The 22,619-nt window shown below is 64.9% G+C and carries 18 protein-coding genes; 4 read left to right on the top strand and 14 right to left on the bottom strand.

Annotation, left to right across the window (positions count from 1 at the left end; genetic code table 11):
• Positions 1 to 33 precede the first annotated feature (33 nt).
• From U0004_RS17800 to wrbA, 6 genes are read right to left on the bottom strand one after another with little or no spacing between them, the layout of a single operon-like run.
• A complete protein-coding gene (locus U0004_RS17800) occupies positions 34 to 1,110 on the bottom strand; it encodes a lipocalin-like domain-containing protein (protein ID WP_070255830.1) in 1,077 nt (358 codons plus the stop codon).
• Positions 1,110 to 3,701 carry an FtsX-like permease family protein gene (locus U0004_RS17795; protein WP_070255832.1) on the bottom strand — a complete coding sequence of 864 codons (2,592 nt, stop codon included), beginning with the start codon at positions 3,699 to 3,701 and terminating at the stop codon, positions 1,110 to 1,112. The genes U0004_RS17800 and U0004_RS17795 overlap by 1 nt, the downstream gene beginning before the upstream one ends.
• Positions 3,689 to 4,111, bottom strand: a complete 423-nt coding sequence (locus U0004_RS17790) for a DUF4124 domain-containing protein (RefSeq protein WP_167468671.1) — start codon at positions 4,109 to 4,111, stop codon at positions 3,689 to 3,691. Before U0004_RS17790 ends, U0004_RS17795 begins: the two co-directional genes overlap by 13 nt.
• Positions 4,108 to 5,523 (bottom strand): FAD-binding oxidoreductase, encoded by a 1,416-nt coding sequence (locus U0004_RS17785; protein ID WP_070255888.1) that lies wholly within the window; start codon positions 5,521 to 5,523, stop codon positions 4,108 to 4,110. Before U0004_RS17785 ends, U0004_RS17790 begins: the two co-directional genes overlap by 4 nt.
• Before the next feature lie 11 nt (positions 5,524 to 5,534).
• Positions 5,535 to 5,945: a DUF2069 domain-containing protein gene (locus tag U0004_RS17780; protein ID WP_070255885.1), complete on the bottom strand. Its 411-nt coding sequence runs from the start codon at positions 5,943 to 5,945 to the stop codon at positions 5,535 to 5,537.
• Positions 5,945 to 6,553: an NAD(P)H:quinone oxidoreductase gene (wrbA, locus tag U0004_RS17775; RefSeq protein ID WP_070255883.1), complete on the bottom strand. Its 609-nt coding sequence runs from the start codon at positions 6,551 to 6,553 to the stop codon at positions 5,945 to 5,947. Before wrbA ends, U0004_RS17780 begins: the two co-directional genes overlap by 1 nt.
• Positions 6,554 to 6,620: 67 nt before the next feature.
• Between wrbA and U0004_RS17770 the strand changes: the two genes are divergently transcribed.
• Complete coding sequence (locus U0004_RS17770) at positions 6,621 to 7,997, top strand: YihY family inner membrane protein (RefSeq protein ID WP_230521325.1); 1,377 nt, start codon at positions 6,621 to 6,623, stop codon at positions 7,995 to 7,997.
• Between the two features lie 7 nt (positions 7,998 to 8,004).
• On the opposite strand, the gene U0004_RS17765 is transcribed toward U0004_RS17770, so the two are convergent.
• From U0004_RS17765 to U0004_RS17745, 5 genes are read right to left on the bottom strand one after another with little or no spacing between them, the layout of a single operon-like run.
• Positions 8,005 to 8,319: a hypothetical protein gene (locus U0004_RS17765; protein ID WP_070255834.1), complete on the bottom strand. Its 315-nt coding sequence runs from the start codon at positions 8,317 to 8,319 to the stop codon at positions 8,005 to 8,007.
• A gap of 45 nt (positions 8,320 to 8,364) precedes the next feature.
• Positions 8,365 to 10,365, bottom strand: a complete 2,001-nt coding sequence (locus tag U0004_RS17760) for a DUF6630 family protein (protein ID WP_070255836.1) — start codon at positions 10,363 to 10,365, stop codon at positions 8,365 to 8,367.
• Positions 10,366 to 10,391: 26 nt separating this feature from the next.
• The gene (locus U0004_RS17755) at positions 10,392 to 11,786 is read right to left on the bottom strand and encodes a PoNe immunity protein domain-containing protein (RefSeq protein WP_070255839.1); all 1,395 of its coding nucleotides are present in this window, start codon (positions 11,784 to 11,786) and stop codon (positions 10,392 to 10,394) included.
• A 33-nt stretch (positions 11,787 to 11,819) separates the two neighbouring features.
• Entirely contained in the window at positions 11,820 to 12,632 is an 813-nt protein-coding gene (locus tag U0004_RS17750; protein ID WP_070255842.1) for an alpha/beta fold hydrolase, read from the bottom strand.
• A 1-nt stretch (position 12,633) separates the two neighbouring features.
• Positions 12,634 to 13,944, bottom strand: coding sequence for an O-acetylhomoserine aminocarboxypropyltransferase (locus tag U0004_RS17745; RefSeq protein WP_070255847.1), 1,311 nt, complete (start codon positions 13,942 to 13,944; stop codon positions 12,634 to 12,636).
• A gap of 284 nt (positions 13,945 to 14,228) precedes the next feature.
• On the opposite strand from U0004_RS17745, the gene U0004_RS17740 reads away from it, so the two are divergent.
• Positions 14,229 to 14,852, top strand: coding sequence for a 2OG-Fe(II) oxygenase (locus tag U0004_RS17740; RefSeq protein ID WP_070255850.1), 624 nt, complete (start codon positions 14,229 to 14,231; stop codon positions 14,850 to 14,852).
• 127 nt (positions 14,853 to 14,979) lie between these two features.
• Positions 14,980 to 15,426, top strand: coding sequence for a CBS domain-containing protein (locus U0004_RS17735; protein WP_010398828.1), 447 nt, complete (start codon positions 14,980 to 14,982; stop codon positions 15,424 to 15,426).
• Positions 15,427 to 15,494: 68 nt separating this feature from the next.
• Here the strand turns inward: U0004_RS17735 and U0004_RS17730 are convergent, their stop codons facing one another.
• Positions 15,495 to 17,756 (bottom strand): putative bifunctional diguanylate cyclase/phosphodiesterase, encoded by a 2,262-nt coding sequence (locus U0004_RS17730; protein ID WP_070255853.1) that lies wholly within the window; start codon positions 17,754 to 17,756, stop codon positions 15,495 to 15,497.
• A gap of 433 nt (positions 17,757 to 18,189) precedes the next feature.
• Here U0004_RS17730 and aroC point away from each other — a divergent pair, with 433 nt between their 5' ends.
• Entirely contained in the window at positions 18,190 to 19,284 is a 1,095-nt protein-coding gene (gene aroC, locus U0004_RS17725; protein WP_070255856.1) for a chorismate synthase, read from the top strand.
• A gap of 101 nt (positions 19,285 to 19,385) precedes the next feature.
• Here the strand turns inward: aroC and U0004_RS17720 are convergent, their stop codons facing one another.
• Both U0004_RS17720 and U0004_RS17715 read right to left on the bottom strand, forming a co-directional pair.
• A complete protein-coding gene (locus U0004_RS17720) occupies positions 19,386 to 20,882 on the bottom strand; it encodes an HDOD domain-containing protein (RefSeq protein WP_070255859.1) in 1,497 nt (498 codons plus the stop codon).
• Positions 20,879 to 22,618, bottom strand: a complete 1,740-nt coding sequence (locus tag U0004_RS17715) for a putative bifunctional diguanylate cyclase/phosphodiesterase (protein ID WP_034784441.1) — start codon at positions 22,616 to 22,618, stop codon at positions 20,879 to 20,881. Before U0004_RS17715 ends, U0004_RS17720 begins: the two co-directional genes overlap by 4 nt.
• Position 22,619: the final 1 nt, after the last annotated feature.

Below are 22,619 nucleotides of genomic sequence, written 5' to 3'. Positions count from 1 at the left end.
TTTTCGCTTAGTATTTACTGTATTTTGTACTGCTTATAACTTCATCGGCTGCACGTAGCCCGTCATTTCCAGGTAGGCGCGGCCCACCGGCTGGCCGCCGCGCTCCACCGTCACGGCGCCTTCCCAGTACACTGCCCCCGTCGAGCGACGCGAATCGAGTTCCTGGTCTGCCTGCAGCGGCTTGATCTGCCAGCGCGTAGCACCCGTGCGGATCTCGGTGGCGACCGGATATTCGGCTTGCGTGCGGGGCGACCGCCACAGCTGCGTGGGCGTGAAATCGACGTCGCCGGGCGCGAACTGCGTCATCTTACCGGACGCGTCGCGCCATGTCGCGTGTGCCCATAGTTTAGCACCTGTCTTGCTGCGGATCTGGAAGGCCATCAGGGCGCCGCCATCATCGAGGTTGGCGCCTATCCAGTTCCAGCCGCTGGCGTCCGCGTCAAGCACCTGGCTGGACCACTCGTGATCGAGCCAGGTGGTGCCCGTCACGGCTTCCGGCTTGCCGCCCGCGCGGGCAATCGTGCCACGGGTAGCAAGCTGCGGTTCGCTGTAGTAGTAGCTCGATTGCGCGGGCCGGGCGCCCTTGCGCGAGTAGCCGCCTTCTCCCTGCAGCAGCACGGGCTGGGTGGGGGCCAGGGTCAGCTGCAAGTTGAATTCGCGCGCCGCCAGGCTGACCCGGTAGCTGCCGTCCGCTTGCCGCTGCATGCGCCAGTCGTCGAGTTTGACGTCCGTGTCGCCCACCTTGGCGTAGGCCAGGCCGAAACCTTCGCGCGCGCTTTTCTCGTCGTGCAGCAGCTTGCCTACTTTCGGGTCGGACAGGGCCGCGTGGCCGATGATCAGCTGTTTCGGCGCAAATGCGCTGGGGTTGTCCGCATCGGTGGCCGTGGCGCTGCGAAAGAAGGTCACCTGGTAGCCCAGTTGTTCGCCGCCGCTGGTTTTTACCCAGCCCGTGGCGTACCACCATTCCGTCTTGTACGCGGGATGGGCGCCGAAGTCGTGCGGCATGCGCAGGGTCTGGCCGGCCGGCAGCGGCGTGACGGGGGCAAAGGCGGGCGGCGCGGCCAGCACAGGTAGCGCCAGCGCTAATGACAACATGAAAACAAGGCGCATTACCAGTCCTCCCTGACGGCGCGGATGGGTCCTGCGGACAGCGCCTGACGACCCGCGATCAGCGCCGTGGCGGCGGCTGCCGTCAGCAGGGCGCCGGCCACGGTGGCGATCAAGGGCCACGGCAGGTGCAGCTGCATGGTCCAGTGGAACGATTGCGGATTGACGATGAAGACCAGCACAAAGCTGATCAACAGTCCGAGGATGAAACCGGTGGCGATGCCCAGCGCCGTCAGCGCGCCGCCTTCCAGCGCCAGGATGGACAAGATTTGCCCGCGCGTCACGCCCACGTGGCGCAGCATGCCGAATTCGCGCGCGCGCGCCAGGGTCTGCGCGGAAAACGTGGCGGCCACGCCAAACAGGCCGATGACGATGGCGATGGCTTCCAATAAATACGTGACGGCGAAGCTGCGGTCGAAGATCTGCAGGCTCAGGGCGCGGATGGCCGAAGGATTCGACACTTCCAGGCTGGCGCCAAAGGGCAGGTTTTTCAGGCGCTGTTGCAGCGCGTCGCCGGTGGCGTCCTTGGCCAGCCACAGGGCCGCATCGCTGACATCGAGGTCGCCCGTCAGCGCGCGGTAGTCGTCCAGCGGCATCTGGATGGCGCCGGAAGAGCGCGCATAGTCGCGCCAGATGCCGGCGACAAAGAAGGTGTGCAAGCCGCCCGCCAGCGGCAGGGCTATGTGCTGGCCAGGCTTGACGTTATACAGGTCGGCCGCCGCTTCGGACAGCCAGACTGGTTTCGCGCCTGCCGGTACGGGCAAGGTGTCGCCCACCAGCACCATGCTCTTGCCCGGATCGGCCAGATTGACGGGACGCGCCAGCAGCGCCACATTCGGGCGGTCGGGCGCCAGCGACAGCGAGCGCACGCGCTGGAAGTCCACCCTGGCCACCTCGGGCAGGGCGGTGATGCTGGCCTGCTCGCGCGGATTCAGGCCGGCCGTTCCGCCGCTGGCGGCCGTGCGCGCATACACGTCGGCCGGCAAGATCTGCAGCAGCCAGTCGTCGACGGAAACGCGGAAACTCGACACCATGATGGCCATCGCCACCATCAGGCTAAAACTCGACAGCACGCCGCCGAGGGCGATGCCGGCCTGGCCCGAGGCGTTCGCCAGGCGGGCCAGGGTCAGGCTGCGCACGGGCGCATGCAGGCTGGTCTCCGTGCGCAGCCAGACGCGCTGCAGGAAGCGGAAGACGACGGCCGCCAGCTGCGGCATCAGGGCGATGGCGCCGATCAGCAGCAGCGCGATGGACAGATAACCGAACAGGGGCAGCTCGAACACGGGCGGCAAGAACGTCAAGGCGCCGGCCAGCAACAGGCATGCCAGCGCGGGCCAGGTTTTCGCCAGGCGCGTCGTCACGACTTCCTCGCTGCCCGATTTCAGGGCGATGGCGGGGGCCGCGCGCGCCGCTTCCAGCGCGGGCGCGGCGCAGCCCAGCAAGGCGACACCGAGACCCAGGGCGAAATAGACGAAGGCGGCGACGGGCGTGAACTGCACCTGCGGCTGCACGCCCGCGAAATAGCCGGCGCCCAGGTCGCCGCCGAAGAAGCGCAGGGCCACGGCCGCCATGGCATAGCCGCCGGCGATGCCCAGCGCAGCACCGACGATACCGAGGCTGGCGCCCTCCAGCAGCACCTGGCGCAGCAGCTGGCCCCGTTCCATGCCCAGCACGCGCAGCAGCGCAAACTGGCCGCGGCGGCGGATGACGGACAGGGCCTGCGTGGAAAACACGAGAAACGCACCCGTAAACAGGGCGACGAGGGCCAGCACCGTCAGGTTGACCCGGTAGGCGCGGCTGAGGTTATTGTTGCGGCTATTCTGGTTTTCGTCATTGGGCTGGCCTACCTGGAAACGCCCCGGGTATTGCGCTTCCAGCGCGCGGGAAAGAGCCGCCTGGAAGGCGTCGCGGTTCACGCCCTGGCGCAGTTTCAAATCGATGCGCGACAGCTTGCCAGTTTTTTCGAAGCGCCACTGCGCCGCGCCGATATCCATCACGGCGATGCGCTGGCCGGCGCGCGCCCGCTGCAGCGAACCGGCCACGCGCAGGGATACCGTGCCCGTGCCCGATTGCAGGGCGACCTGTCCGCCTTCGGCCACATTGAGCCAGCGCAGGGCGGCCGGCGATAAGAACAGGGCGTCGTCGGCCAGGGTGTCGAATGGCTGGCCTTCGGCCGGCGCGCCGATCAGGTCGGGCGAGATGAAGCCGGCGCGGAAGACGTCGAGCGCCAGGACATGCAGCGGGCCGCCGTCCTTCTTGCCGGCCACCGTAGCCTGCAGCTCCAGCACGGGCGAAGCCACGGCCACGCCGTCGCGCTGCGCCAGCCACGGGTAGATGGCTTCGTCGAACAGCGCTTCGCGCCCGGCCACCTGCACGTCGGCCTGGCCGGACAGGCTTTTGACGGCCGTGGAAAATTCATTGAAGGCGGCCGCATTGATCAGATGGATGGCAAAGCCCAGTGACACGCCGATGGCGATGGCGAGGATGGCGACGAGGGCGCGCACGGGATGCGCGCGCCATTCGCCCAGCAGCAGCCAGCGCGACAGCAGGCGCGTCGTCGCCGGGCTGGCCAGCGGCGCAATCAATGCAGGCATTCGACGGCCAGGCGTTCGCCGGCGCGCCGTGCTTTCAGTTGCGCCGCATCGCGGTTCTTGTCGCCGGCGCCGACGGCGTCCTGCGCCGCCCATTTCTGATCCAGTCGCAGCTGGGCGCAATGCTTCTCGTGCATGTCCTTCTGTTTGGCGGCCCGCTCACGGGCCTGGTCTTCCAGCTTCTCGCGCTGCTTGCGCGCCGCTTCCATCTGGCTGGCCACCCGCTCCTGACGCGTGGCCGCGCCCTTGTCGACGGCAGGCGGGGGCGAGGGGACTTCCAGTATCTGCAGCTGGCCGGCCGTGCACGGCGTGGCGCTGTAGCTGGTCTGGCCATCCTGCACGCATTTGTAGACGTCCTGCGCGCTGGCGGAACCGGCCAGCAAGGCTACCAGCAGGATGCGCGACGGCTTCACAATATCTTCCCGGGGTTCATGATGTTCTGCGGGTCCAGCGCCTGCTTCACGGCGCGCATCAGCTGCAGTTCCAGCGGCGACTTGTAGCGGGCCAGGTCGTCCTTTTTCAGGGCGCCGATGCCGTGTTCGGCCGAAATCGAGCCGCCAAAGCCGTGCACCTGGTCGTGCACGATGCGGTTGATGGCATCCTGGTTGGACAGGAAATCCTGGTCCGTCATGCCGGCTGGCGGCGCCACGTTGTAATGCAGGTTGCCGTCGCCCAGGTGGCCGAAGCACACGAGCTGGCAGCCGGGGAAAGCGCTTTGCAGCGCTGCATCCGTGATGCCGATGAAATCGGCGATGCGGGAAATCGGCAGCGAGATATCGTGCTTGATGTTCTTGCCTGCCTGCGCCTGCGCCAGCGGGATGTGTTCGCGCAGCTGCCACAGTCCTTCGGACTGCGCCACGGAACTGGCGACGACGGCGTCGGCGATCAACTCGTTTTCCAGGGCTGCGCCGATGCTCGCTTCCAGCAATTCCACGGCGTGCGCCTCGGACTGGCTGCTGGACAGTTCGAGCAGCACATACTGGCCGTGGGCCTCGGCGAATGGGCGCGGCAGCTGCGGGAACTGCTCCGCCACCAGCTGCAAACAATACTGCGACATCAATTCAAAACCCGTCAGGCTGGCGCCGCAATGGTCCTGCATCAGCGAGAGCAGGCGCAGCGCATGGGCGGGCGAGGGCATGGCGGCCAGCGCCGTGATGCAGGCTTTCGGCTGCGGATACAACTTCATGACCGCGCCGGTGATCACGCCCAAAGTACCCTCGGCGCCGATGTACAGGTCGCGCAAATCGTAGCCGGTATTGTCCTTGCGCAAACCGCGCAAGCCGCTCCAGACTTCGCCCTGCGGCGTGACCACTTCCAGACCCAGGCACAGCTCGCGCGTATTGCCGTAACGCAGCACGGCCGTGCCGCCCGCATTCGTCGCCAGGTTGCCGCCGATGGTGCAACTGCCCTCGGCCGCCAGCGACAGGGGGAACAGGCAGCCGGCGGCGCTGGCCGCTTCCTGGATGGTTTGCAAAATGCAGCCCGCGTCCACCGTAATGGTGCGGTTGACGGGATCGAGCGCGCGGATGCTGTTCAGGCGCGCCAGCGACAGCACGACGGCCGTGCCGGCCGCATCGGGTATGCTGCCCAGTACCAGGCCCGTGTTGCCGCCTTGCGGCACGACGGGAACCTGCCATTGCGCGCAGGCGCGCAGCACGCCGGCCACTTGCTCCACCGTGGCGGGGCGCAGCACGGCCAGGGCCTTGCCGGTAAACCTGTCGCGCCAGTCGGTGAGGAAGGGCGCCGTGTCGGCGTCCTGGGTGAGGACGTAGGTGTCGCCCAGCAGGTTGCGGCAGGCGGCGAGGAAGTCGGCTTGGTCAGTCATGGGCTTGTCGCTCATTTCTTGATGCTCACTTTAGTCACTTTTTCCAGAAGCTCTTTGGCCATGCGCTTGGCCGCCTTTTTATACGGGCGCAGATACAGCACGGCGCAGACAAAATAGATGCAGACGATGGCCGCCTCGCCCCAGGCCATCAGGGCCGAGGTGGCGTTCGTGTCGCTGTAGCCGCGCACCACGCCTTCCGTGAAGTACAGCAGGATCACCATCGAGGACCATTGCAGGGTGTAGACGTCGCGCTTGATGACGCCGTACAGGGGGATGAGCAGGGGCGCCGCCTTCAGGACGACCCAGGAGCCGCCCGGCTGCAGCGGCGCGATCACGGTTTCCCACAGCACGCACCAGACGATCAGGGTGACGAGGCTGGCGATGGCGCCCCAGTGGAAATACTTGTGCAGTACGCCGTGCATCATGCGCCTGCCAGTTTCGCGGCATTTTCCGCCAGGCGCCGGCCCAGGGCGATGGCCAGGCGTTTTTCATCTTCGCTCAAGGCCTTGTCGCCGTCTATGCCCGACCAGTGCGTGGCGCCGTAGGGCGAGCCGCCGGTGGACGTCGTCATCAGCTCGGGATGCGTGTAGGGCAGGCCCATGACCAGCATGCCATGGTGGAAGAGGGGGATCATCATCGACAGCAGGGTCGATTCCTGGCCGCCGTGCAGGCTGCCCGTGGACGTGAACACGCAGGCGGGCTTGCCGGACAGGCTGCCGGCCAGCCAGTCGCTGGCCGTGCCATCCCAGAAATACTTCATGGCGGCGGCCATGTTGCCGAAGCGCGTGGGCGACCCCAGGGCCAGGCCCGCGCATTCCTGCAAGTCTTCCAGTTCCACATAAGGAGCGCCATCAGGCGGCACTTCCGGCGCCGTCGCTTCGGCCACCGTGGAGACGGCGGGCACGGTGCGCAGGCGCGCATCGCAGCCAGGCACGCTTTCCACTCCCTGGGCTATCAACTCGGCCAGCTGGCGCGTGGCGCCATGGCGTGAATAAAACAATACGAGAATAATCAGATTGGTTGGCTTCATCATTGGTATTATAGGGCGCTTTACAGCCTGATACGACTGCTGTCATGGCGCCGTTCTGATTTAGCACATGTTTTCAAAATATATATTCCCCATCTTCCAATACCTGTGGCGCACCTTGAGCATGGGGCTCGCCGTCGTGCGCGGCCTGACGTGGTCCGAAACGCGCGACCTGCTGCAGTTCGCGCGCCGCCGCGTGCGCGAAGAAAGCCTGCCGCAAGTGGCTGGCAGCCTGACGTTTGCCACCGTGTTCGCGCTGGTGCCGCTGCTCACCCTGGCCCTGGCGATCTTCACCACTTTCCCCCTGTTCAATACCTTCCGCCACGCGCTGGAAGATTATTTCGTGCAAAGCGTGATGCCCAAGGGCATATCGAACACCATCCTCGGCTACCTGACGACGTTCGCCTCGAAGGCCACGCGCCTGTCGGCCATCGGCGCCGGTGCCCTGATTGTCACGTCGGTGGGCATGATGGGCTTGATCGAGCGCGTCTTCAACCGCATCTGGCGCGTGCGCCAGGAGCGCCGCTGGACCAAGCGCCTGCTGGTCTACTGGGCCATCGTTACCCTGGGGCCTTTGCTGGTGGGCGTGTCGCTGACGGTGACCTCGCGCGTCTTCATCGCCACCAGCGGCGTGGTGGGCGCCGTGCCGTTCCTCGGCACCGTGTTCTATACCCTGGTGTCGATCGGCCTGACCATGCTGGCGTTTACCCTGCTCTACATCGCCGTGCCGAACCGCGACGTGGACTGGCGCGACGCGGCCTGGGGCGGCCTGCTGGCGGCGCTGGCGTTCGAGGTGGCCAAGCGGGGCTTCGGCGAATTCATCCAGGAATTCCCCACCTATTCACGCATCTACGGCGCACTGGCCGCCTTGCCGCTGTTCCTCGTGTGGATATACCTGAGCTGGATGATCACCCTCGTGGGAGCCTTGCTGGTGGCTGCCTTGCCCGTCGTGAAATATGAGCGCTGGTGGTACGAAGCGGTGCCGGGCAGCGAATTCGTCGATGCTGTCGCCATTTTGAAAGTGCTGCACCAGGCTTGCCACTGCGCCGATTCGGCCCTGGTGGGCGCGGCCGAGATCCGCCGCAGCACGCGCCTGGGCTTCGAGGAAATGGAAACCCTGCTCGACAAGATGGTGCAGCAGGGCTGGGTGGGAAGAGTCAACGTGGAAGGCGCCGTGCGGGTACAGTGGGGCAAGCGCGTGGCCGACAGTTCCGACCACTGGGTCTTGCTGGGCAATGTCAACCGCATCAGCCTGGCCGACGTCTACCGGCTGTTCGTCTTCGGCGGCATGCGCGTGAACTCCGGCTATCCGGCCGGTTCCACCAATGAACGCGATATCCAGGCGGCCATCGATGCAGCCGCCCTGGCGGCGCAGGTGGAAAACGCCGTGGAGCAGGGGCTGGGCCTGACCCTGGCGCAGCATTTCGGCGAAGTGCGCTGCGCCTGACGGGCGATCAGGTGCCCAGCCGGTCGTACAGCAGCGCATCGAGCGCGCCTGTCAGCGTATTGCCCTCTTCGTCGAGCAGCGTGTAATCCTGCTGGCTGTCGCCGAGTGAGGCGCTGCCCTCGATGCCGCACACCAGCTGGTACGTGGCGTCATCGAGCGCCAGCTTGATCAAGGCCAGGATTTGTTCGCGCTGGCCATCTGCCAATGCCAGTTCGTCGAGCATGGCGCCAAGACTGGTCTGTCCCAGTCGCCCCTGCGCATACAGCGCCAGCAGCGACGCATTGGATGCGACGATATTATCGATGAATTTTTTCGCGTGCATGGATTCCTTGTATTGATGTGGCGTGGCGCAGCGGGGGCCGAAAACTCACAGCAGCACGGGCCGCAAGGCCGCCTGCAGCGCCAGCTTGCTGAACGCCTCCGCATCCTCCGTGCGCACCACGCCCAGGTAATACGTGTCTTCGCCGCCGTGCACGTTCACCAGGCGCAGCTGATGCGGCGCCAGGTGGGCGGCGATGGCGGCCAGGCCTTCGGCCATGGCGTCGCCATCTTCCCGCTCCGTCCAGCGGAAGTCCCGTAGCGCGGGCAGTTCGATATGCTGGCCGATGCGCGGCACTTCGTCGACGGCTTTCCAGTCCAGGGTGGTGCCGTGGCCCAGCGCATCGGCGGCCGTGGACCAGAGCAGGAAGAAGCACGCCGCTTCGGGCGTGTCGCCTTCGTATGCTTCTTCGGGGTCGTCCTCCGCCAGCTCTTCCAAAGTGATGTCCACGCAGCGTGCGGCCAGTTCCGCATCGCCCAGCAAGAGCAGGGCGGCCATGGCGCGCAACTGCTCGCGGTCGGCCTTGGCCAGGATCTGTGCCGGCGTAAAGCTGCGTCGCCTGACGGGTTTCTTTTTGCTCAGTCCCATGGCTTCGCTCAGTTGCGCCGTGATGGCTGCCTTGAAGTTCTCCACGGTGTCGAACTGCTCCAGCAACTGGCCCGTGAAATCCATGCTCCAGGCCATGCCATCCTTGACGACATATAAAAAATCGCTTTGCACGGCCACGCCGCGCAAATGGTGGGCGGGCGGATACAGGGGCGTGAAAACCTGTTTTCCATCCAGTGTCAGCATGCAGGCCAGGCCTTGCGCATCGATGGCGAAGATCAGGTTCTTGCGCAGCTTGGGCGGCGACGAGGTGGTGGCGCAGTCGATGGCCTCATACTGGCATGGCGCCAGCAGCTCGCCCTGGCTATTGACCAGGCCAAACAGGAAGCGCCCGGCGATGCGCTGGCTGACGATGGCGATCTTCTTTTTCGTGCCAAAATCCTGCACGGAGCTATAGGCAGTCGGCACCACGACCTTGCCTGTCTTGTCGACCACGCCGTGCACATTGCGCTTCTCGTCATCGTCTGTCTGGTCTGTCTGGCGTTCGATGTCGATCAAGCCGTCTTCACGCAAGCACATGTTGTCGACCCTGTCGATGAGCAGCGCGCCATCGGGCAGGCGCAGCAGGCGGCTGGCGCCGTCTGCATCGATCTGCTGCAACAGATGGGGGGTAATCACATACAGGGCGCCGGGGGCGGGCGGCAGCAGCACCATGCCGTTGAGGTCCAGCACGCCGTGCGCATCGGGGGCATCCGCCGTGGCAAAGGTGATCCAGCCATCGTCCGCGTAGTAAACGCCCAGGTCGACATAGCGCTGCGACAGCGGCACGATCCAGCGGCCATAGGGCGTGACCAGGCCGGTGACGTCCGGTTCGCCGGCGGCGCTCACTTCATGGCACAGCACGTCTTCCTCCCATCCCACCACTTCCAGTCCTTGCAGGAAAGGCAGTTCGTCCGCGGCGAGTTCCTCGACATCGGCCAGCTGCGCGACGGCCGTGGCCGACCAGTAGCCGGTGGCGGGCGATGCGGCGCCGGCGGCCAGCAGGGGCGCCAGCGCTTCCCGCTCGCCACGCTGCAGGGCAAGGTGCAGGGCTTGCGCCTCGGCGCGCAGGCCCTCGAGCCCGGCCGCGTATTCCGGCGTGCCGATATCGTGCGGGATCAGCTGCACGCAATCGAGGATCAGCCACGGCTGGCCGCCCGCCAGCAGGGCGCTGATGGCGCCGCGCGCGACGATGGCGGCCGCGTCGCGCGGCCTGTCCATCAGGGCGGACAAGGCTTGCCAGCTGGCTTGCGCCTGGACCATTGGCGCGGCCAGCACGCAGGGGCAGTCCTCGCCATCGTCGTAGATGGGCCAGGCGGTGGCTTGCGCGCCGGCGCCGACGAGCAGCTTGAACAGCATCGGCGTGTCCAGCCGCCATTCGGCCAGGCCCGTGATGGCGTCGGTGTCGAAACCGGCCTGGCCGGGCAAAAAGGCGGTGCTGAACAGGGCTGCGGTATTGATCATGTCTCTTCGTTAAAAATGTTGGATGGTCAGGGCGCCGGCGGCATGACCCAGTGCGCCAGCGCGCCGCGATCGAGCCCCAGCTGCTTTGCCGCGGCGGCGGCCTCGAAGGCCCACAGGCCGTAATAGCCGCCCAGGCCCTGCGCGCGCAAATGGCCGTTGAACCAGTCTTCGCGCACCAGCGCGCCATGCCAGGTAGCCAGGTAATGCCGCAGGTGCTCGAGCTGCTGCGCGGGATCGTCCGCGTCCAGGCACTCGTACAGGGCCGAATAGGGCTCGGCGAAATACCATTCGTCGACGGCGGGACGCTGCGGATCGATGGCGGACAACAGCGCTTCGTACACGCCATCTTCGCCATCGAAGGCCGTTTGCAGGGCGGTCAGGCGCGCGGCCAGGTCGTGGCGGCCGAACAGCAGGGTCGCGCCCAGCAGCTGCAGCGTGCGCGCATAGTCCGTCAATTGTTCGAAATCAAAGGCGGGCAAGGCGTCGTCATCGTAGGCCTCGGCCAGGGCCGCGCGCGCCGTTTCGCAGGCGGCAACGGCCGCTTCCAGCGCCGTTTCCACGTCAGGCAAAGGCAAGCCTGCCGTGTAGCGCAGCGAGAAGACCTGGTAAGCCGTGCTGGCGGCCGCGCACGCCCAGTAGGCCGCGTCGCCACCGTCGTTTTCCGCCTGCGCCTGCGCGCGGACATAGGCGGCCAGCAGGGCGTCGAGGTAAGCCAGGTTGCGGTTAAAGTCGAACGGGGAGGGTGGCACCTGGCGCGGTGTGTGGGGCCAGGGCGTGGACGAAGCCGGGCAGGTGGCGGCGCAATCGCGCTGGATGGCCCAGTCGGCGAAGATTTGCTGCATATGCTGCGCCGTTTCGTCGTCGTGGATGATGGCGCCGACGCCCACCATGGTCGTGCCCAGCAGGGTGTAGCCAGGGAAGCGGCTGCTCTCGTAGGCGATGGTCGTCACGCTCTGGATGGTCCTGCCGTCGCTCAGGTCGCGCACGCGGAAGTACACGTCGTCCCAGCCGGCCAGCGGTGGCGTTGGCGGTTCATTCGGCAGGGTGTTCCAGCTGCCGTCCGCCTGCTCTTCATAGGCGTCGAGCAGCTCGTCGAGGCCACCGGGGCGGTCGATGCGGTTGTTGGCGTCGTATTGCAGGCCCAGTTCGGCCGCGAAGGCTGCCGCGTGGCGGCCCTCGAAGACCAGGTACAGGGCGCTCGTGGTGCCGACCAGCAGATCCGTGCGCTGGCCCGCCACGACCAGCGCCTGCGGCAGCCGGCACCATTGGTAGTACGGAATGCCGGCCATGGGGCCGCCTTCGTCCGCCAGCGGGTTGGTGAAACGCAGCTGTTCCAGCCATTTATAGCGTTCGTAGCGTTCATCTTCCGTGCCGCTGCCTCGGCCAGTCAATTCATCGAGCAGGGTATTCAACAACATCATTCATCGATCCTAAAAAGTGTGCGTGGCATGGCGTCATGCCGGGGTGCTTTGCGCAAACGCAAACAGCGCGTCGAGCACGGCGTCGGGCTGCTCGGCCATCAATTCGTGCCCGCTGTCGACCTGCACCACCGTGCCATGCGCGATTGCCGCTGTCAGCAGCCGGGTCGATTTGGGCGGCGTCATCATGTCGCGCGCGCCGAAAATGAATAAAGTCGGGCAGTGTACCGAAGCGGCGGCGATTTCGCCGTTCGCGTAGGCATTGCAGGCAAAAAAATCCGTGTGAAACACGTGATCGGGATTGAGGGCGGCGATGCGCTGTTTCAAGCGCCGCGCGCCGCCCATCGCATAGAAGCCGGGGCCGGGAAACGACGGCTTTTGCGCGATCGACGAATGCGACCAGATATTGACCATGTCGATGGCCGCCTGTTCATCGCTCAATGACGTTTCCAGCAGCGCCGGCGAGACCTTCATCGGGTAGGTGGAACCCAGCATGGCCAGGTGGCTGACGCGCTCCGGCGCCAGGTGCGCCGCTTCCAGCGCGATCAATGAACCCATGCTGTGGCCGATCAGCATGGCCTTGGCCGCGCCGGCAGCGTCCAGCACGGCCAGTATCCAGCGCGCCAGGTCGGCGACATTATCCTTGGCCGTACCCAGGCTGCGCCCGTGGCCGGGCAAGTCGACGGCCAGCACGTTCCAGCCGTGGTGGGCAAAATAGCGCGTTTGCAGGGCCCACACGGAATGGTCGTTCTGCGCGCCGTGGATGAAGACGGCCGTCGGCTGGCCCGGGTTGTATGGTTTGCCGCCCGTGTAGCAGTAGGCGACGGTATGGTCGATGGTGAACAGCATCTCAGGCGCCTTTCTGCGACAGTTTCAGGCCACGGGCCAGGTCTTCGATCAAATCATCGGCGTCTTCCAGGCCTACCGACAGGCGCATGGTGCCCTGCGTGATGCCGGCCTGTTCCAGTTGATCGTCCGGCACGCGGAAATGCGTGGTGGAGGCGGGGTGGATGACGAGCGACTTGGCGTCGCCCACATTGGCCAGGTGCGAGAAGATCTTCAGGCTGTCGACAAAGCGCTGGCCCGCCGCGCGGTCGCCGCGCAGGCGGAAGGTGAACACGCCGCCCGCGCCTTTCGGCAGCAGGGTTTTTGCCAGTTCGTAGTCGGGATGCGACGGCAGCTCGGGGTAGGACACGGATTCCACGGCTGGATTGGCCAGCAGGAAGTCAATCACCTTGCGCGTGTTGGCCACGTGGCGGTCCATGCGCAGGCCCAGGGTTTCGATGCCCTGCAGGATGGCGAAGGCGTTGTGCGGGCTCATGACGGCGCCGAAATCGCGCAAGCCTTCGCGCCGCGCGCGCAGGGCGAACGGCGCCACCGTCGATTCCTCGGCAAAGACCATGCCGTGGAAGCCTTCATACGGTTCGCACAATTCGGCGAAACGGCCCGTCCTGTCGTACGCCGCTTGCCAGTCGAAGGTGCCGCCATCGACGAGCAGGCCGCCGATGGCCGTGCCGTGGCCGCATAAAAACTTGGTGGCCGAGTGGAACACCAGGTCGGCGCCATGCTCGAAGGGGCGCAGCAGATACGGCGTGGTAAACGTCGAATCGAGCATCAGCGGCAACTGGTGTTCATGCGCCAGGGCGGCGATGGTCGGGATGTCCAGCACGTCGAGGCCGGGATTGCCCAGGGTTTCCGCAAACAGCACTTTTGTATCTGGGCGGATGGCGGCGCGCCAGGCGTCCACGTCGCGCGGATCGACAAAGGTGGTGGCTATGCCGAAGCGTTTCAGGGTATAGGCCAGCAGGTTGTGCGAGCCGCCGTACAGGGCGCGCGAAGCGACGATGTGCGATCCCGCGCCGGCGATGGTACATAAACCAAGGTGCATGGCAGCCTGGCCGCTGGCCGTGGCGATGCCGGCCACACCCCCTTCGAGCGCGGCGATGCGCTCTTCCAGCACGGCGTTGGTGGGATTCGAGATGCGCGAATACACGTGGCCGGCCCGCTCCATATTGAACAGCGAGGCCGCATGCTCCGAGCTCTTGAAGGCAAACGAGGACGTGAAATGGATGGGCGTGGCGCGCGCGCCCGTGGCCGGGTCGGGCGCGGCGCCCGCGTGCAGGGATAAAGTATCGAAACCGGGGTATTTCGGGCCGCTCATGGTGTCTCCGCCAAGTTTTATAGTGGCAAGATCGTAACCTGATTTGCAGCCGAGCAAAAGAGCTCCTGTGCAGGGCGCATGGCGCCGTGCTGGCGGGCTGCGCGTGTAACCTGAAGTGTAAAAAAAGTGACCGGCGCGGCACGGCGGTGGTAGGATACCGGATCAGCGATATTCGGGCTGTTTTACCTGCGCGCGTGCGCCGCGCCGCAGGAGAGGCTGCTGCGTGCAAGCGAAATCCTGGGCTTCAGGCGAACTCTCATCGCATGTCCACCAGGAAAGATTTTATGCCCGCAATATCGTTCGACGGCTCCCTTGCCGTTCCCGGACCATCTATCGTCGACGGCCTGTGCCAGGCAGGCTGGCTCATGCAAGAGCATTTCATCTCCCCCGAACTGAGCCGCCAGCTGGCCGCCGAATGCGTGCAATCCATGCTCAGCGGCAAGATGAAGGGCGCCGGCGTAGGCAGCGGCCATGCGCCGCTGCTGCAGCCGGACATCCGCGGCGACCATATCGAATGGCTGGAAACGGGCCGCTCAGCCGCTTGCGACCGCTACCTGGAACAGATGGAAGCGCTGCGTTGCATGCTCAACCGTGAGCTGTTCCTGGGACTGGAAGAGTACGAAAGCCATTTTGCCCTCTACGCGCCGGGCGCCTTTTACCGGGCCCATCTGGACCGTTTCCGCGACGACGACAAGCGCACGGTGTCCGTCGTGCTGTACCTGAACGACGACTGGCTGCCCGAGCACGGCGGCGCGCTGCGCCTGCATCCGCAGGGCCGGCCCGTGGTGGACGTCTTGCCGCAAGCGGGCCGCATGGCGATGTTCATGTCGGGCGAGATGCTGCACGAAGTATTGCCGACGGCGCGCGAGCGCCTGTCCATCGCCGGCTGGTTCCGCCGCAGAACGTGATGCAAAGGGCGCGCAATCCCCCTCGATTTGATTGCGCGCAAGGCTGGATTTTTCCGCAGGCATAGGCTACAGTCGCAGTAAGGGCTAGAATAACTAAAATACCAATCACGCGGACAGGACGGCCAATATGAAAGTATCTGAAATTCTCCAAGTCAAGGGCAATATCCTCTACACGGTCACGCCTGACCAGCCCCTGCTTGACGCGGCCAATACCATGGCTGAAAAAGACATCGGTTCGCTGGTGGTCATGGAATTTGGCGACCTGGTCGGCATGCTGACCTTCCGCGAAGTGTTGAACGCGCTGCATGAAAACGCGGGCCAGATCGGCGGCGGCACCGTGCGCAAGCACATGGACGACCACCCGATCACCGTGACCCCCGATACGGAAGTCAACGAAGTGCGCCGCATCATGCTGGAAAAACACGCGCGCTACCTGCCCGTCATGAATGCCAAGACCTTGCTGGGCGTCATTTCCTTCTACGACGTGGCGCGCGCCGTGCTGGAAGCGCAAAGCTTTGAGAACCAGATGCTCAAGGCATATATACGCGACTGGCCGGCTGAAACCACCGACTAAGCTTCACTCCTGCAGTAAAAACAACGCCGGCACCGCCGGCGTTTTGCATTGTCTATCCAGGCTGACGCCTATGCTGCGCCCTGCAGCGCTTCATTGTTCAGCCAGGTGCCCAGCGCCGTGGCCGTCATGGGGCGGGCGAAGAGGAAACCTTGCGCCATGGGGCAGCCCAGCGCCTGCAGGATTTGCGCTTGCCGCTCGTCTTCCACGCCTTCGGCGATCACGGCCAGGCCCAGGTTGCGGCCCAGCTGGATGACCATTTCGGCGATGCTGCTGCCGCGCGCGGAACCCGTGATTTCCGTCACGAAGGCGCGGTCGATCTTCAGGCGGTCGACTTGCAGGCGCTGCAAATAGGACAGGGACGAGAAGCCCGTGCCGAAGTCGTCGATGGCGATGCTCACGCCCGTCTGCTTGATCTGCCACAACATCTTGATCAGCAGGTCCGGCTCTTCCATGGCCATCGATTCCGTGATTTCCAGCTCGATGAATTCGGGCGGGGCCTGCGTCTCTTCCAGCGCCGCGCGCAGCATTTCCAGGAACAGCGGGTGGCGGAACTGCACTTGCGACACGTTGACGGACATGACGAAATTGCGGTGGCCCTGCTCGCGCAGCAGCACCAGTTCGCGGCAAGCCGTGCGCAGCACCCATTCGCCGAGGTCGATGATGATGCCCGAATACTCGGCAATCGGGATGAAACGGTCGGGCGAGATGAACTTGCCGTCCGGCGTCTGCCAGCGCAGCAGCGCTTCGGCGCCCACGGGGCGGCGCGTGGTCAGGTCGATCTGCGGTTGATACACGACAAACAGCTGGTCCTGGCTGAAGGCCGTGCGTAGCGCATGCATCATGCGCACCCGTTCGCGGATTTCGATGCCCATGCTGCGCGAGAAATAGAAGTGCCCGGCGCGTTGCTGGCTTTTCGCCCGTTTCAGGGCGATATCGGCATCCTTCAGCGCGTCGGCGCCCGTGCCCGCATGTTCGCCCAGCCGTACCAGGCCCAGGGTGGCGGACAGCTGCACGTCCTGGCCATCGATGCAGAACGGCGCCTGGAACAGGGCCAGGATCTTGCTTGGGTTGACTTGCGAAGAGTCGCCCAGCACGCAAAAGATGTCGCCGCCCAGGCGCGCCACCGTCAGGTGAGGGCCCAGCTGGGTTTGCAGGCGTCCGGCCACGGCCACCAGCAGCATGTCGCCGAACTGGTGTCCCAGCGCGTCGTTGGTCTCGGCAAAATGGTCGAGGTCCACCAGCGACAGGGTGGCGTCGTCGCGCGCGGGGCCGGCCAGGGTGGCGTCGAGGATCTCCACCAGGCGCGTGCGGTTGGGCAGCTTCGACAATTGATCGTAGAAGGCGGCATTGTGCAGGTGCGACACCAGCTCGACGTTGTCGAGGCCCACGGCGACGTTGCTGCAGAAGACTTCCAGCAGGCTTTCATCGATGGCCGAGAGGGGGCGCGGCAGCACCAGGTAGGCGGCCGCGTCGCGGCTGGCCTTGCCCGCGAAGTACAGGGTGGCGTAGTCATGCGCGTACACATTGCGCCGTTGCGCCAGCGTGTGTTCGATGGCGGCCATCACGCGGGGATTTTGCAGGCCGCACAGGGCGCTGTGCGGCAAGCTGGAAAAGCTGCCCGTGCAGGCCGAGACGAGCAGTTCGCGGGAGCCGTTGTCCTGCAAGTCCTGCACGCACAGCACGCCGTCGGCGCGGATGCCCAGCAGGTCGGCGATCTGCGCCAGCACGCCGGCCGAGAAATTCTGCACGCCATGCAGCGCCATCAGCTGCGTGCTGGCGTGGACGATACGGTCCAGGCCGCGCCGGCTGCTGCTGATCGAACGGATCTGCTCGTACGAGCGGATGGCGGCCGTCACCGTGGTAAACAGCTTGATGCGCGTCAATTCGGACTTGGTCTTGTAGTCGTTGATGTCGAAATCGCGGATGGCGTCGATTTCCGGCGCATAGCCGGGCTGGCCCGTGCGCAGGATGATGCGCACATCCGTCATCTTGAGGGTTTCGCGGATATAGCGCACCAGGTGCAGGCCCGCGTCATCCTGCTCCATCACCACGTCGAGCAGGATGACGGCGATGTCGTCTTCATGCTTGAGCAGTTCACGCGCCTGGCCGGCCGAATACGCATGCACGAATTCCAGCGGGCGGTGCTGCATTTCCAGGTTGCCCAGGGCGAAAGTGGTGGTGGAGTGGACGTCTTCATCGTCGTCGATGATCATCACCCGCCAGACGCTGCGCGGTGCGACGGCCAGCGGCGGCGCTGGTTGCTCATCGAGGAATACCAGGTCGTCGTGATCGTCCTTGTTGGCGTCAAGGGGGATGATCGGTGCGGGCATGTATAGCTTCTCCAGGATGACTCAGTACGGGATGTGAGCACATCAGAAATGTCCATGGCGTTGTTGCACCGCCTCGCCGTACTCGCGTACTGTCTTCGGCGGCGCGCCTAGCCCTGGCCATTTCTGATGCACTCAGGGCACATCGAAAAAGCAGCACTCAAGTGTTGCCGAGACTCGCCCATTTTCTGATCGCCCATCATCCAAGTATATAGCTATTTAATAAGCAAAATGTTTTTTTAAGTATCCTGTGGAGTGCAATATTTCTTGTATTGCATGATTGCAACTCTTATTTGGTATTTTTTATATGAAAAAATACGCGGGATTTTAAAATGGCGAGATCGGTGGGGAATATCCGGCCTTGCTGCGGCATTAGCGGCATGGCATGTCCCGCAGGCTGGTAGAATTGAGTTTTCCAGTCCTTACACTTCCTACTATGTCCGGCAATTCTTTTGGCAAGCTGTTTACTGTTACCACTTTCGGCGAATCGCATGGTCCGGCCATCGGCTGCGTGATCGATGGCTGTCCTCCAGGATTGATCCTGTCGGAAGCCGATATCCAGCCCGAACTGGACCGCCGCAAGCCGGGCACCTCGCGCCACGTGACGCAGCGCCAGGAATCCGATACGGTGGAAATCCTCTCCGGCGTGTACCAGGGCGTGACGACGGGCACGCCCATCGCGCTGCTGATCCGCAATGAAGACCAGCGCAGCAAGGATTACGGCAATATCGCGGAAAGCTTCCGCCCCGGCCACGCCGACTACACCTACTGGCATAAATACGGCGTGCGCGACCCGCGCGGTGGCGGGCGCTCCTCGGCGCGCCTGACGGCGCCCGTCGTGGGGGCGGCGGCGATCGCCAAGAAATGGTTGCTGCAGCAATACGGCACCACCTTCAAGGGCTGCATGAGTCAGCTGGGCGACATTCCCGTGCCGTTCCAGTCCTGGGAGCACGTGCATGCGAATCCATTCTTTGCCGCCAGCGGCGACGCGGACCTGATCGCGCACATGGAAGCGGCGATGGACCAGTTGCGCCGCGATGGCGATTCCATCGGCGCGCGCATCGATGTGATCGCGCAAAACGTGCCTGTTGGCCTGGGCCAGCCCATCTATGACAAGCTCGATGCCGACATCGCCTACGCCATGATGGGCATTAATGCCGTCAAGGGCGTGGAAATCGGCGCCGGTTTCGATTCGGTGGCGCAAAAGGGTTCCGAGCACGGCGACGAACTGACGCCGGAAGGTTTTATCGGCAATAACGCCGGCGGCGTACTGGGCGGTATTTCGACGGGGCAGGATATCAGCGTCTCGATCGCCATCAAGCCGACCTCGTCGATCCGCACGCCGCGCCGCTCGATCGATAAAGAAGGCAATCCCGTGATGGTGGAAACGTTCGGCCGCCACGACCCGTGCGTGGGCATCCGCGCCACGCCGATCGCCGAAGCCATGCTGGCGCTGGTCCTGATCGACCACGCCCTGATGCACCGCGCGCAATGCGGCGATGTGTCGGTTTCGACGCCAAAGTTGAAATAAGCTGAATGTTGTCGGATTACGGGCCTGCGGCCCTAATCCGACCTACGACCCATGCCATGTAGGTCGGATTAGCGCTTGCGCGTAATCCGACATCATTTGTATCACGCCACCTTGTTCGCCACCAGCTCGAGCTGATGGCGCATCTCCACCGACTGCACCAGCAACGCCCGGATATCGTTGATCAGGTTGAATTCCGTCTGATTCAACTGGATCGGCGGGAAGCTGTCGTCCCAGTCGCCGTACAGGAATCCCGTGGGGTGGCCGTTGGCCGACAGGGGCAGCACGACGAAGCTGCGCGCTTCCGACAGCGTGGCTTTCCACCATTGCGGTAGCTTGGCGGCAAATTTCGGGTCGCGCGCATTGTCGATGAAGATCACGCGGTCGCTGTTGAGGGCCGCGTGGAAGACGTTCGGTTCATACGCGTCGCCAAACACCATCAGGTCCTGCAGGTCGGCCATGCCTTCGCCCATGCTGATGCGCGCCGAATACAGATGATCCCTGTGGTTGCGCACGAATGCCACCGAGCGTGAAAAATCGAAGCCCTGGTGCAGCGTTTCGAGCGCCATCGAGACCATCTGTCCCGGACTGGCGCTGCCGATGGCGCCGCGCAGGTCGGCCAGGCCGCCTATTAATACGCGGTTGCCTTCGGCGCGCATGCGCGTCGACGCCAGCTGGCGCGCGCGCCGCTCGGCCGGTTTCGACAGGGGCGCGATCGACAGGTCGGCCGCCGCCATCGCCTTGGCCTTGTCCACGGCGGCCACCAGATCGGTCGATGTGATGCCCAGGGTGCCCGCATAATCGTCGATCAGTGCGTGCACCTGCGCCGCACCGGCCGCATCGTCATGCCACAGCGAGTCGGCGCAGCGCGCCGCCATCGTCGACAGTCCGGCCATCCAGTCGGCGCCGCTGACGGGGGAGTTGTCCGGCGACGGGTCCATCGGACGCATGCCGTTGATCAGATGCTGCGGCAAGCCCCAGTGGGCGGCCGTGGCATAGCCCACTTCCGGCAGCGACAGGCCGAGGATTTCGCGCGCGGCGGCCGCCTCGTTGCCGGGACCCGCATGCGCCTGCATGCGCGCCCAGAAGTCCGTCATGTAGAACGTCACCATCATGCGGCCCAGGGTGTGCAGCATCGAGCAGACGACAGCCTGTTCCGCCTGCAGGCTGCCGGCGCTGGTGGCCACCTGCTGCGCCACCATCCCGGCCAGCACGGCCTTTTCCATTTCCACGTGGGCGCTGACGGAGTCGGGCGACGCCTGCGACAGCTCCTCGATCAGTTTCAGACCCAGCGCCAGGTGGCCGATGGCGTCGATGCCCAGCACCAGCACGGCCTTCGAGACCGTATTGACGCGCTGGCCGAAGGCCGAATACATGCCGCTGTTGGCCAGGCGCAGTACCTTGTGCGTCAGGACAGGGTCGGACAGCACCGTTTGCGTGATGTCGAATTCGTGGTCATCCTCGCCGCGCATGGCGCCCAGGATGGCGCTGATGGCTTTCGCGAAGCCGGGCATGTCGCCCTGCTGGCGCGTGCGCGCCCACAGCAGGTCCAGGGTGTTTTTGCCGAGCTGTGTCGGCGCCGTGAAATGGCCTGGATTCATTGCACCCCTCCGCGCGGTTCATTGGCAGACGGCGCAGGCACCAGCGCCGCATAGGTTTTGTCGCTCAAGGCCGATAGCGCGGCGTGGGCCGGCATCGGCTTGCCCGTCAGGTAGCCTTGCACATACTGGCAGCCGCGCGACTCCATGAAGTGCATCTGTTCCTCGGTCTCCACGCCTTCGGCCACCACGGACAGGTTCAAGTGCTTGGCCAGGTCGAGAATGGTGTTGCAGATGGCCGCATCCTTGCTCGATTCGGGCAAGTCCTTGATGAAGGTACGGTCGATCTTCAGCACGGAAATGGGGAAGCGCTTCAGATACGCGAGCGAGGAATAGCCGGTGCCGAAATCGTCGATGGCGATGCGCGCGCGGCGCTCCGTCATCTTGACGAGGATGGTTTCCGCATGCACGGGGTCGATCATCAGGGTGCCTTCCGTAATTTCCAGCACCAGGTGTTCGCCCGAGAGTCCCGAAAACGCGATGGCGTCATCGAGTACGTCGAGGAATTTGTCGTTGCGGAACTGGCGCGGGCTGATGTTGACGGAGATGTACAGCGGCCGCCTGGCCACTTCCTGGAACTGCTTGAGCTGTACGCAGGCCGCTTTCAGCGCCCAGGCGCCCAGCAGGTTGATCAGGCCATTGGCTTCGGCAATCGGGATGAAGCGCACGGGCGGCACCAGGCCCAGGGTCGGGTGCTTCCAGCGCATCAGGGTTTCGAAACCCTGGATTTGCCGCGTGTGCGCATCGACGATGGGCTGGTAAAAGAGCAGGAACTCGCCTTCGCGCACGGCGTGGAACATCGCCGCTTCCAGCGAAATATCGTGTTCCGACGGGCCATTCAGGCGCGGACTGTAGACCAGGCAGCGGGCCTTGCCCGTTTCCTTGGCGCGCGACATGGCCGCATCGGCCAGCGCCACCAGGCGCACTTCATCTTCCGCGTGCAGCGGATAGATCGAGACGCCGACGGAGGCGCCCACGTAGATCGTGTGGCCGTCCACTTCGAACGGCGCCTGCAGGGTGGCCAGCAGACGGCCCGTCACCAGCTTGATCTGCGCGTCCGTGGCGCTGCCGGGCAGCACGGCGACGAATTCATCGCCGCCCACGCGCGCCAGGGTGTCGCTGTCGCGCAGCGTCTTGCGCAATCGCGCGGCGGCCAGGCGCAGCACGGCGTCGCCGACGGGGTGGCCCAGGCCATCGTTGACCTTTTTGAAGCCATCGAGGCCGATGGTGGCGACGGAAAAGCCCTGGCCCGAACGGGCGGCCTGGGCGATCACCATGCGGATGCGGTCCGACAGCAGCAAGCGGTTCGGCAAGCCCGTGAGCGCGTCGTGCGTGGCCATGTGGCGCAGCCGTTCTTCCGTATTGTGCTGGGCCGAGGTGTCGCGCCCGACCACCAGCAATTCGGCCACGCCGGCCGCATTCATATAAGAAGACAGGCGCAGCTCGAACCAGATTTCCTGGTCCGGCGTTTGCAGGCGCACTTCCAGGCGGCCCGGTTCGGCCAGGGCGTCTTCCAGCGCCGCTTGCAGCGCAGCGCGCGACGCTTCGGCGGCCAGCGGCAGTAGCAAGTGGCCGGACAGGCCCGATGGCGCGCCAAACAGGGTGGCCGCACGCTTGCTGGCAAACAGGATCAGGCCGTCCGTATCGAGCCGGAACACGACGTCGCCTGCCTCTTCCATGAGGTTGTCCAACTCGTGGCGAGCCTCGCGGTGGGCGGCGGATGGGGTACTGGAAAACATC

The sequence above is a fragment of the Janthinobacterium lividum genome, assembly GCF_034424625.1.
Taxonomy (GTDB): Bacteria; Pseudomonadota; Gammaproteobacteria; order Burkholderiales; family Burkholderiaceae_D; genus Janthinobacterium; species Janthinobacterium lividum.
Note: the sequence above shows the minus strand (reverse complement) of the source record. Positions and strands in the feature narration are given on the sequence as shown.

Coding starts and splice junctions, on each gene's coding strand:
- U0004_RS17800 (WP_070255830.1), bottom strand. CDS start 1,110: ATGCGCCTTGTTTTCATGTTGTCATTAGCGCTGGCGCTACCTGTGCTG.
- U0004_RS17795 (WP_070255832.1), bottom strand. CDS start 3,701: ATGCCTGCATTGATTGCGCCGCTGGCCAGCCCGGCGACGACGCGCCTG.
- U0004_RS17785 (WP_070255888.1), bottom strand. CDS start 5,523: ATGACTGACCAAGCCGACTTCCTCGCCGCCTGCCGCAACCTGCTGGGC.
- U0004_RS17780 (WP_070255885.1), bottom strand. CDS start 5,945: ATGCACGGCGTACTGCACAAGTATTTCCACTGGGGCGCCATCGCCAGC.
- wrbA (WP_070255883.1), bottom strand. CDS start 6,553: ATGAAGCCAACCAATCTGATTATTCTCGTATTGTTTTATTCACGCCAT.
- U0004_RS17770 (WP_230521325.1), top strand. CDS start 6,621: ATGTTTTCAAAATATATATTCCCCATCTTCCAATACCTGTGGCGCACC.
- U0004_RS17765 (WP_070255834.1), bottom strand. CDS start 8,319: ATGCACGCGAAAAAATTCATCGATAATATCGTCGCATCCAATGCGTCG.
- U0004_RS17760 (WP_070255836.1), bottom strand. CDS start 10,365: ATGATCAATACCGCAGCCCTGTTCAGCACCGCCTTTTTGCCCGGCCAG.
- U0004_RS17755 (WP_070255839.1), bottom strand. CDS start 11,786: ATGATGTTGTTGAATACCCTGCTCGATGAATTGACTGGCCGAGGCAGC.
- U0004_RS17750 (WP_070255842.1), bottom strand. CDS start 12,632: ATGCTGTTCACCATCGACCATACCGTCGCCTACTGCTACACGGGCGGC.
- U0004_RS17745 (WP_070255847.1), bottom strand. CDS start 13,944: ATGAGCGGCCCGAAATACCCCGGTTTCGATACTTTATCCCTGCACGCG.
- U0004_RS17740 (WP_070255850.1), top strand. CDS start 14,229: ATGCCCGCAATATCGTTCGACGGCTCCCTTGCCGTTCCCGGACCATCT.
- U0004_RS17735 (WP_010398828.1), top strand. CDS start 14,980: ATGAAAGTATCTGAAATTCTCCAAGTCAAGGGCAATATCCTCTACACG.
- U0004_RS17730 (WP_070255853.1), bottom strand. CDS start 17,756: ATGCCCGCACCGATCATCCCCCTTGACGCCAACAAGGACGATCACGAC.
- aroC (WP_070255856.1), top strand. CDS start 18,190: ATGTCCGGCAATTCTTTTGGCAAGCTGTTTACTGTTACCACTTTCGGC.
- U0004_RS17720 (WP_070255859.1), bottom strand. CDS start 20,882: ATGAATCCAGGCCATTTCACGGCGCCGACACAGCTCGGCAAAAACACC.
- U0004_RS17715 (WP_034784441.1), bottom strand. CDS start 22,618: ATGTTTTCCAGTACCCCATCCGCCGCCCACCGCGAGGCTCGCCACGAG.